At 69.0% G+C, this 7,528-nt stretch carries 6 protein-coding genes and 2 pseudogenes; 7 read left to right on the forward strand and 1 reads right to left on the reverse strand.

What is annotated here, in order from left to right; all coding sequences use genetic code 11:
* Positions 1–417 (forward strand): annotated as a pseudogene (locus tag AB0D34_RS07315) (hypothetical protein); the annotation flags it as partial.
* Positions 418–663: 246 nt separating this feature from the next.
* Here the strand turns inward: AB0D34_RS07315 and AB0D34_RS07320 are convergent.
* Complete coding sequence (locus tag AB0D34_RS07320; protein ID WP_362657865.1) at positions 664–900, reverse strand: hypothetical protein; 237 nt, start codon at positions 898–900, stop codon at positions 664–666.
* Positions 901–1,030: 130 nt separating this feature from the next.
* Between AB0D34_RS07320 and AB0D34_RS07325 the strand changes: the two genes are divergently transcribed.
* The 6 genes and pseudogenes from AB0D34_RS07325 to AB0D34_RS07350 all read left to right on the forward strand — a co-directional run.
* A complete protein-coding gene (locus tag AB0D34_RS07325) occupies positions 1,031–2,557 on the forward strand; it encodes a glycoside hydrolase family 43 protein (protein ID WP_362657868.1) in 1,527 nt (508 codons plus the stop codon).
* A 96-nt stretch (positions 2,558–2,653) separates the two neighbouring features.
* Positions 2,654–3,949: an extracellular solute-binding protein gene (locus AB0D34_RS07330; RefSeq protein WP_362657871.1), complete on the forward strand. Its 1,296-nt coding sequence runs from the start codon at positions 2,654–2,656 to the stop codon at positions 3,947–3,949.
* Between the two features lie 6 nt (positions 3,950–3,955).
* Complete coding sequence (locus tag AB0D34_RS07335; RefSeq protein ID WP_362657874.1) at positions 3,956–4,954, forward strand: sugar ABC transporter permease; 999 nt, start codon at positions 3,956–3,958, stop codon at positions 4,952–4,954.
* A 62-nt stretch (positions 4,955–5,016) separates the two neighbouring features.
* Entirely contained in the window at positions 5,017–5,784 is a 768-nt protein-coding gene (locus tag AB0D34_RS07340) for a carbohydrate ABC transporter permease (protein WP_362659026.1), read from the forward strand.
* A gap of 56 nt (positions 5,785–5,840) precedes the next feature.
* Complete coding sequence (locus AB0D34_RS07345) at positions 5,841–6,884, forward strand: endo-1,4-beta-xylanase (protein ID WP_362657877.1); 1,044 nt, start codon at positions 5,841–5,843, stop codon at positions 6,882–6,884.
* Positions 6,885–7,257: 373 nt separating this feature from the next.
* Positions 7,258–7,528 (forward strand): annotated as a pseudogene (locus AB0D34_RS07350) (hypothetical protein); the annotation flags it as partial.

Raw genomic sequence — 7,528 nt, forward strand, 5'->3', positions numbered from 1 at the left:
TTCTCCATCGCCAACGACGTGGCGAAGTACTTCGCGATCATCCCGGCGCTGTTCGCGGCGGTCTACCCGGGCCTGGACAAGCTCAACATCATGGGACTGTCCTCGCCGGACTCCGCGATCCTGTCCGCGGTCATCTTCAACGCGCTGATCATCATCGCGCTGGTGCCGCTCTCGCTGCGGGGCGTGCAGTACCGGCCGGTCAGCGCCGACAAGATGCTGCGCCGGAACCTCACCATCTACGGCATCGGCGGTCTGGTCGCCCCGCGTGCTGAACGCCATGAACACCTCCGTTTCGAGCGCAGGCCGGTTGCTGCAGCGGTGCCCCAGCCCCTGTGGACGCCGCCCCAGCCCTCGGACGGCGCTCCAGCCCCAAGCGGCGCCTCTACTCCCCCGAGCGGCGTCACCGCCTCCTCCTAGCGCCAGCCCGCCGATCCGGCGGTGATAGCGGTCCTCGGCCTGTCCGGGAGGAACGAGCGTTGATGTCGGCCGGCCCTGCGGGGTTGTAGCCGAGTGTCGATCATGGACCTGTCGTTCGTCAGGCTCCGGCGAGAAGGCCGCGGCGTGATGCCGTCCCGGACGACCGCATCACCAGCCCTTTGACGTGGTCGATGGCCCGGCCTGAGACTGCCGTGGCGGCCGTCGGCGCCGGGCCGTGCGCAGGGCTCACGGTGCGCGGCTGGAGGGTGCGGGCAACGTGGTCAGCCCAGTCAGCCCAGTCAGCCGGTCTCGTCGGTGACACCCTACGGTCCGCACGGTCTCGGCCAGGTCGTCCGTACCGGGCTCCAGCTCCCCGTCGAACAGCTGGTAGTGGTGGTCCCCGGCGCTGCACGCTGCCGTATGCAGGCCATGGCCGAGCACCGTGGCGAGTACGCCGACATCGCGGTCGACGCCCTCGAACACCTGCTCCTCTGGACCCGTCCATCGGCTTCCTGGGCGGCCTTGTCCCTGCCCAGGCACCCTCGTACAGTCCGCTTCGTAAGGTTCGCCAGCGAGACCGAATGTTTCGAGCGTTCCGGAGGGGTGGAGACGTATGCGGATGTACGACAACCCGGTGATCGGTGGATTTCACCCGGACCCCAGTGTCTGCCGGGTCGGCGAGGACCACTACCTCGTGTGCTCCAGTTTCGAGTACTTTCCCGGCGTCCCGATCTTCCACAGCCGGGACCTCGTGCACTGGCGGCAGATCGGCAACGTCCTTGACCGGCCGGGGCAGTTGGAGCTGCCGGACGACACCGAGGCCTCGGGTGGGATCTACGCGCCGACGCTCCGGTACCACGACGGCCGGTTCTACATGATCACGACCAACGTGTCAGGCCCGGGCAACTTCCTCGTCACCAGCGAGCGGCCCGAGGGGCCGTGGTCCGACCCGGTCCTGATCGATCTGCCCGGCATCGACCCCGACCTGGCCTGGGACGAGGACGGCTCCTGCTGGTGCACCGTCGCCGGGGTCATGACGGCGCGCATCGACCCGATGACCGGCAAGGTGCTGGAGGGCCCGCTGCCGATCTGGTCCGGCACCGGGATGCAGCACCCGGAGGCACCGCACCTCTACCGCATCGGCGAGTGGTGGTACTTGCTGGTCGCCGAGGGCGGCACCGCGCACGGCCACAGCGTCTCCGTCGCCCGTGCCCGGTCGCCGAGGGGACCGTACGAAGCCGCCCCGGACAACCCGGTCCTCACCCACCGCAGCACCGACCTCCCGATCCAGTGCACCGGTCACGCGGACCTGGTCCAGGCGGCCGACGGCAGCTGGTGGATGCTGCTGCTGGGCACCCGGCCGCGCGGCTGGTTCCCGCAGTTCCACGTGCTGGGCCGGGAGACCTTCCTGGCGCCCGTGGGGTGGGTCGACGGTTGGCCCCGCGTCGGCCCGGTGCGTGAACGGCACGAGGCTCCGACGGCCTGGCATCCGGTCGAACTCCTGCCGGAGCGCGACGACTTCGACGCCGCCGACCTGGCACCGTACTGGATCTCGCCGCGTAGCAGGCGCGAAGGCTCGTGGTCCCTCGCGGACCGCCCAGGGCACCTGACCCTGCACGCCACCGGCGACAGTCTCGACCGCCCCGGCCACACCTTCGTCGGCCGCCGTCAGCAGCACCCCGAGTGCAGTGTCGCCGCCCGCCTCGACGGCGGGCCGGCGAGCCGTGCCGGACTGTCCGTCCGTATGGACGAGGCCCATCACTACGACATCGAGGTCGCCGGGGGAGAGGCGAGCGTGATCGCCCGGATCGGGCCGGTGCGGCAGTGTGTCGCGCGCCGCCCCGTCGCGGCGGGGCCCGTCACCCTGACCGTCGAGATCCGCACCGAGGACCTGGTGCCGCCGACCGGTCGGCAGGCCTCCGGACTCCGGGCCGGCGGCCCCGACGTGGTCGTCCTGGGGATCGACGGCGAGCCGCTCGCCGAACTCGACGGGCGCTATCTCTCCACGCAGGTGGCCGGCGGCTTCACCGGCCGGGTGATCGGCATGTACGTCACCGAGGGCACCGCGGCCTTCGACTGGTTCGACTGCTCAACATTCCCCGTGCACAAGGGGTTGCCAGCGTTCAACAGCTGTCTCTAGGGTGCGGCAGCAACGAAGCTTTCTGGATCTACTCCGAAACTTTCGAACCGCAGGACGGACAAGGACGGCTCCGTCCCGTACTTCAAGGAGCGCATCATGGGCGACCCGGCACTGTCCCGCCGTGGTTTTCTGGCGGCGTCCGCCGCGGCCGGTCTCGGTATGACGGCACTGACCGGCTGCGGCGGCGACTCGGACGGAGGGTCGTCCGACGGGACGACGACGGTGGAGTGGTGGAACATCTCCACCACCGAGCCGGCGAAGAGTGTCTGGGCGAGCCTCGCCAAGAAGTTCGAGGTGCAGAACCCCAAGGTGAAGATAAAGATCGTCCAGCTGGAGAACGACGCCTACAAGTCGAAGATGACGGCGCTGACCGCCTCCGGGAAGCTCCCTGACATCTTCCACACGTGGGGCGGGGGCGTGCTCAAGCAGCAGGTCGACGCCGGGCTGGTCGAGGACCTCACCGACAAGACCAAGCCGTGGGCCGACGGTCTGCTGAAGGTCACCAAGGAGCCGTACCTCCTCGACGACAAGGTCTACGGTATTCCGTTCGACATGGGCATGATCGGCTTCTGGTACAACAAGAAGCTCTTCCAGCAGGCCGGCGTCAGCGAACCCCCCACCACCTGGGGCGGCTTCCTGGAGGCCGTGAGCAAGCTGAAGTCGAAGAACATCACTCCCATCGCCCTCGCGGGCAAGGAGAAGTGGCCCGGTATGTACTACTGGGCCTACCTCGCGATGCGCACCGCCGGCATCGACGCCCTCCAGAAGGCCAGCGAGGACAAGGACTTCACCGGCGCCGGGTTCGTCCAGGCCGGCCGACACCTCAAGGAACTCGTGGACCTCCAGCCCTTCCAGAAGGGCTTCCTCAACGCCGCCTACTCCACCCCCACAGGCCAGGCGGCCGCCGTCGGCAACGGCAAGGCGGCCATGGAGCTCATGGGGCAGTGGGCCCCGGCCGTCCAGGCCGACTCCGGCAAGGGCCTCGGGGACGACCTCGGTTTCTTCCCGTTTCCGGCGGTCGAGGGCGGCAAGGGCGCCATCACCGAGGTGTTCGGCGGGGGCGGCGGACACGCCCTGCGCCGCGGTGCCCCGCAGGCCGCCGTCGACTTCCTGAAGTTCTTCGCCTCCGAGGCGACCGACCTGGAACTGGTCAAGAAGACCAGCGTCCTCCCCGTGGTCCCGGATGCCGAGAGCGCCATCACCGACCCCAACCTCAAGCTCGTACAGGCGCAGTTGAAGGCCGCCACCGGCTTCCAGCTCTATCTCGACCAGGCCTACGCGCCCGCCGTCGGCCAGGAGGTCAACGACAGCGTGGCCGCGCTCATCGCCGGCTCCAAGTCCCCCGAACAGGTCGCCCAGTCGATCACGAAGACCGCGAAGGAAGAGCAGTAGCCCGCGATGACCTCCACGTTCCTCGCAGACAAGCGGAGCGGTCCGGGCACCGATCTCCCGCCCCCGGAATCAGTCAGGGCCCGGGGGCGGGGCCGTCGGCGCGTACTGCACTGGCTCACCGCGGTCGGTTTCCAACTGCCCGCCCTGGTGCTGTTCATCGGCTTTGTCCTGCTGCCGATGCTGTTCGCGCTGTACGCGGCCTTCTTCCGCTGGGGCGGCTTCGGCATGCCCTCCGACTACGTCGGCACGGACAACTTCACCGACCTCTTCGACAACCCGGTCTTCCTGGGCGACCTGTGGCGCTGTCTCGTTCTGGTCGTGCTCTCCCTCGCGTTCCAGCTGCCGTTCGCGCTCGCCATCGCCGTCCTGCTCAACCAGCGGCTGCGCGGCCGGGCCGTCTACCGGATGCTGTTCTTCGCGCCCTACGTCCTGTCCGAGGCGATCACGGGCGTGCTGTTCAGCATGGTCTTCGCCCCGGACGACGGGCTCGCTGACCACATCCTCGGCGCGGTCGGCCTCGACGGCGTGGGCGGGCTGTGGTTCGCCGATCCCTCCTACGTCATGGCCACCCTGTTCCTGGTCATGACCTGGAAGTACTTCGGCTTCCACATGATGCTCTACCTGGCCGGACTCCAGTCGATCCCACGGGAGTTGACCGAGGCCGCGCTCATCGACGGCGCCTCCGCCTGGCAGCGGTTCCGCAACGTCACCCTGCCGCTGCTCGCGCCCACCCTGCGGATCAGCGTCTTCCTCTCCGTCATCGGCTCGATCCAGCTCTTCGACCTGGTGTGGGTGGTCACCCAGGGCGGCCCCGACCACCACTCCGAGACCATGGCCGTGACCATGTTCCAGTACGGCTTCAAGCGCTACCAGGTCGGCTACGCCAGCGCGATCAGTGTGGTCATGTTCGGCATCTGCCTCGTCTTCGCCCTCGCCTACCAGCGGTTCGTGCTCCGCCGCGACCTCGAAGGTGCCACCACCACGATGAGGGGGGACGGCAAGTGACCAGCCGCACAAGGGGTGTTCGGACCCTGCCGCTGCACGTGATCCTCGTCGCCGTCGGCGCGATGATGGTCGTACCCCTGGTGTACGCCGTCCTGTCCGGCTTCAAGTCCACCGACGAGCTCTCCAGCAACCCCTTCGGACTGCCGAAACGCTGGCTGACCAGCAACTACACCGACATCCTGGGTGCGGGCGACTTCTGGCGGCTGCTCGGCAGCAGCACGCTGATCGCGGTCGGTACGACGGTCCTGGTCGTCGCCGCCTCCGCACTGGCCGCGTTCTCCTTCGCGCGGTTCGCCTTCCGGGGCCGGGAGGCGCTGTTCACGCTCTTCACCATGGGGCTGATGTTCCCCTTCGCGGTGGCGGTGCTCCCGCTGTTCCTGCTGCTGCGCTCGCTCGACCTGCTGGACAACCCGCTGGGCGTGATCCTTCCGCAGGCCGCCTTCGGGCTGCCGATGACGATCATCATCCTGCGCGCCTTCTTCCGGGAGATCCCCGGCGAGCTGGAGGAGGCGGCCACCCTCGACGGGTGCAGCTCCTTCGGCTTCTTCTGGCGCGTGCTGCTGCCGATGGCCCGGCCCGCGCTCGGCACGGTCTCGGTGCTCGCCGTCGTCACCAGCTGGAACAACTTCATGCTGCCGCTGCTGGTGTTCACCGACAACACGTGGTGGACGCTGCCGGTCGGCGTCCAGCAGTTCCAGGGGCAGTACTCCGCGGAGTACGCCCGTGTCTTCGCCTATCTCGTCCTGGCGATGGTGCCCGCGCTCGCCTTCTACTCGGTCGCCGAGCGGCAGCTCGTCGGCGGACTGACCGCCGGTGCCACGAAGGGCTGACGGCGGTGCTTTGAAAAGTACGGCTCACCCACCCCCCGCACGTGAGGAGTCGCCCCATGCGCAAGACCACCCGTCTGAGACTCGCCGGTGCTCTCGCCGCCGGCCTCATCGCGACCGGCATAGCGAGTCCGGCCGCACAGGCACACGGCAAACCCGCCACCCTCGCCGACCTGGCCCAGCGCCACGGCCGCTACTTCGGCAGCGCCACCGACAACCCCGAGCTCGTCGACGAGCCGTACAAGAAGATCCTCGGCAGCGAGTTCGACCAGATCACGCCGGGCAACGGCATGAAGTGGTACGCCACCGAGCCCCAGCAGGGGGTCTTCGACTGGACCAACGGCGACGAGATCGTGAACCTCGCCCGCGCGAACCACCAGAAGGTGCGCGGTCACACGCTGGTCTGGCACAGCCAGCTGCCTGGCTGGATCACCTCGCGCGAGTGGACGGCGGCCGAGCTGAGGGCCGTACTGAAGAAGCACATCCAGACCGAGGTGCGGCACTACCGGGGCAAGGTCTTCGCCTGGGACGTCGTCAACGAGGCGTTCAACGAGGACGGCACCTACCGCGAGACCGTCTTCTACAAGACCCTCGGCCCCGGCTACATCGCCGACGCCCTGCGCTGGGCCCGTCAGGCCGACCCCAAGGTGAAGCTGTACCTCAACGACTACAACATCGAGGGGATCGGGGCGAAGAGCGACGCCTACTACAACCTCGCCAAGGAGCTGAAGGCACAGGGCGTCCCGCTCGACGGCATCGGCCTCCAGGCCCACCTGGCGCTCCAGTACGGCTATCCGACCACCCTGGAGGACAACCTCCGCCGCTTCGCCAAGCTCGGCCTCGACACCTCGCTCACCGAGGTCGACATCCGGATGATCCTGCCCGCGACCGAGGAGAAGCTGGCCCAACAGGCGCAGTGGTACGCCGACTTGACCGACGCGTGTCTCGCGGTGCGCCGGTGTGTCGGGATCACGATCTGGGACTACACCGACAAGTACAGCTGGATTCCCGCCTTCTTCGAGGGCCAGGGTGCCGCGCTGCCGTGGGACGAGCAGTTGCAGCCGAAGCCGGCGTACTACGCGATTCGGGACGCGCTGAAGTAGGGGTGGGCGCGGCCGCGGCGGGATTCCGCCGGCCTGTCAGGGCTCTTGGGATCGGCGGTGTCCCGACCTGCGGTGCAGGAATCCTGGCCGTGGCCGCGCTTGGCAGGCCGGGCTTCGGCGGACGCGGCCGAAAGCGCCGCCGGGTGCCGCGCGAGCCGACCAGGGGGGTGTCGACCGACCGGCCTCGAGGGCTCGCCCCGGTCATGGCTGTGCGGAATCCACCAGGCCGCATCACCCGCCGGAACTCGATCGTCGAATCGGCCTCGCCGCGTGGGCGGTTCGGCCGGTAGCCCGATGGTGAGTGAGTGAGTGAGTGGGCCGCTGGCTGGGCGGGTGGTCTTCGTCGGCCCGGCTGCTTCGCGCGAGTGCGGCGGTGGCGCGGTCTGTCGGTGGGGTGGTGGTGCCGTGGGCCGTCAGCGGTGGGGTGGTGGTGCCGTGGGCCGTCAGCGGTGGGGCGGTGGTGCCGTTGGCCCTCGGTGGATGGTCGGTGGTGCTGCGGTCTGTCGGTGGGGGGCCGGTGGTGCTGTGGCCCGTCAGCGGTGGGGCGGTGGTGCTGTGGGCCCCTCGGTGGGAGGTCGGTGGTGCCCCGTGGCCCGTCAGTGGCGGGGTGGTGGTGCCGTGGCCCCTCAGCGGCGCGGCGACGG

The organism is Streptomyces sp. NPDC048420 (assembly GCF_040651535.1).
Taxonomy (GTDB): Bacteria; Actinomycetota; Actinomycetes; order Streptomycetales; family Streptomycetaceae; genus Streptomyces.

Excerpts from the sequence above, each read along its gene's own strand:
- AB0D34_RS07325 (WP_362657868.1), top strand. The coding sequence starts at position 1,031 with ATGCGGATGTACGACAACCCGGTGATCGGTGGATTTCACCCGGACCCC.
- AB0D34_RS07330 (WP_362657871.1), top strand. The coding sequence starts at position 2,654 with ATGGGCGACCCGGCACTGTCCCGCCGTGGTTTTCTGGCGGCGTCCGCC.
- AB0D34_RS07335 (WP_362657874.1), top strand. The coding sequence starts at position 3,956 with ATGACCTCCACGTTCCTCGCAGACAAGCGGAGCGGTCCGGGCACCGAT.
- AB0D34_RS07340 (WP_362659026.1), top strand. The coding sequence starts at position 5,017 with ATGATGGTCGTACCCCTGGTGTACGCCGTCCTGTCCGGCTTCAAGTCC.
- AB0D34_RS07345 (WP_362657877.1), top strand. The coding sequence starts at position 5,841 with ATGCGCAAGACCACCCGTCTGAGACTCGCCGGTGCTCTCGCCGCCGGC.